Raw genomic sequence first — 2463 nt, forward strand, 5'->3', positions numbered from 1 at the left:
TAAAACTAAAAAAACCGCTTAAAAGCGGCTTAAAAAAATAGTTTTATTAGAAATAATAGACTTGTGCAACGGTTACCGGTGTTAGCATTAGTTTTTTATTTTTTCTACAAAATTGTTACTTATCCAACCTCTTAACTTTTGACCTTTAAATTCATAGTCAATTGGGTTATTGCATAATTTGTAATTTAAAGATTCACTTTCTATTTCGACGAATAACCAAATTCGATTTTCTTTAATTAATTCCGATAGTACTTTTACAGTGCTATTTTCTTTTAATTTTCCAATGATGTTGGTATTTGGTTCACAAGAAAATAAAGACTCATTTTCATTGTATTCTCTAATATTTGGTGAAAATCTAACATTGTAATTGTTATTTAAAACCTTAACATTATAAGTTGAAGACAGGTTAGTTTCTGGTTTTAAAAGTTCATAGCTTTCATTATAAAGCACATAATTTTCTGTGGTAATTGTTTTGTCAGATTGGAAATTAAAAGCTCTATGTGAAGTAAAAGGACTTTCTCCACAACAATGATTTTGTTCTATTATTAAACTTTTGTTCTCTGCAGTATATAAATAGTAATTATAGCAGAACTCAGATATAACCTTTTCCAATTTTTGATTAACATTTAAATAAACCTCTATACATTTAGGTTCAGCACATTGATAAATGTATATATAATCTAGATCATTATCGTTATCTAAATCAACTTCTAGTTTTTGAAAATCAGATATACTATTAGATTTTATTGACTTTTCAATTTGTTCTACTTGTATATTCAATTGATTTTGCGAAAAACCATAAGAAATAATGAAAAATAAAATGATTGATAAAATTTGTCTCATTCAAGGTTTAAATTAATGCTAACGTTTATGTATAAGAATAGTGCGGTTTTGTGTGCGAGGATTTTCCGCAGGAAAATAGACGTAACAAAAGTGCACGGACTCTTGATTAAGCACTAAACTAAGCATTATTTTTATACGGTGTTACCACACGTTTTTATTTTCTATTTCGTATTTGTATGGATTTTCACTATCATAAATTCCATTGTGATAAATTAAAAATTCAGCACCATTTTCATTAAATTCAACAGTTTCTATTTTCGTTATTCCAATTAAGCATTGATTGCTATCATAAAAGAGTTCTTTTTCGAAAATTCCAAATTCCGATTTCGTAATTCTGATAATTTCTCCACAAGCTAAAAATCCTTCTCGGCTAACAGTCATATTCAATTCATCCGCTATTTCATAACTACCTAATTTTTCATATAAAACTTGATTCATTAAGCTCACAATTATTAAAACTGTCAAAAATATTATTTTCCATATTTTCTCTCTTGTGTTCTTAAAAATCGCAAAATATATAAATGTTGAAATAATAAAAGACAATCCAATTATTCTAAAAGCTAAATTACTTTTCAGTTTATATCCATTAAAATCTAGAAAAATAGTTGTCAAAAGTAAAATTGTCGCAACTAATAATATTCGCACAGTTATTTTTTCAACTTTCGGAAATGTCTTTTTAGTCAGAAGTGGAATGCAGTTCAAACCAATTATAATTCCTATAAATATTATTATCGCAATCATTTTTCTTAAATGTGTGGTAACGGTTTTGTATAACCGTCAGTTGCGTGGTTTAGAGCTAAGATAAGTAAAATACTGAAATATTGAGCAGGCAAGGATTTGTCCGTAGGATAAATCCGTAGCAATTGCTGTTATACGTTGTTAACTACTGTAATTATTAAAGAATATTAATATGTATTACAATTTGACAATCATTTCTAATCAAACTTTTGAAATGGAATTTTTCAATTATCAGATTCTGATGCTTTTCTAAAATTAGTTGGATCTCAGTTTTGGAACTTAAAATGCTCATTTTACTCGAATTTAACTTAGAATCCAACCGCAAGTTTTGATTTATTTAACCGACCAGATTGGTTAATCTTAGAATTGTTATTAATCTTGTTTATCTTAAAACTTATTGATTTTAAATAGCCGTACAGATTGTTTACTCATAGAACTTATAATTAAACTCGTTTATCTCACTTTTATTAATTACAATAACCGACTAGCTTTTGGTTTTTTAAAATGAAGCAGGAGCAATCTCGTTTTGTTTAAATCTCTTTTATTTTACTTTTTAAACAACAGAGTAGAGGAAGAAAATCGAAAACCAGATTAATCTCGTAAAGTTAGAATTTTTGTTTTGAAGTTTTATAGTAGTTAACGGTAAGTATATGGTAAGTTGTGATGGTTTAGGTTACTAATATAGCAAAATATTAGTAACCTAGTTGTTATTTGAGCCTAGTCCAAGTAAACAACTACCTGAACAATTTACTATATACACCTTAAGTTTGATTCTTATTAAATTTAAACTATAAATCAGAAAGAACAAAGAGAGGATTAAGGTTATGATATACGGTGAAGCGTTAGACTTCGACAACATTGATAATCCCCTCTCTTTAACTA

Annotated in this window: 2 protein-coding genes; both read right to left on the reverse strand. The window is 27.3% G+C overall.

Going from position 1 to position 2463, the window contains the following annotated elements; all coding sequences use genetic code 11:
- Positions 1 to 87 precede the first annotated feature (87 nt).
- The gene (locus FT986_RS00010; protein WP_147863253.1) at positions 88 to 843 is read right to left on the reverse strand and encodes a hypothetical protein; all 756 of its coding nucleotides are present in this window, start codon (positions 841 to 843) and stop codon (positions 88 to 90) included.
- A 141-nt stretch (positions 844 to 984) separates the two neighbouring features.
- Complete coding sequence (locus tag FT986_RS00015; protein ID WP_147863254.1) at positions 985 to 1584, reverse strand: hypothetical protein; 600 nt, start codon at positions 1582 to 1584, stop codon at positions 985 to 987.
- Positions 1585 to 2463: the final 879 nt, after the last annotated feature.

The sequence above is a fragment of the Mesonia sp. K4-1 genome (assembly GCF_008017825.1).
Lineage (GTDB): Bacteria > Bacteroidota > Bacteroidia > Flavobacteriales > Flavobacteriaceae > Mesonia.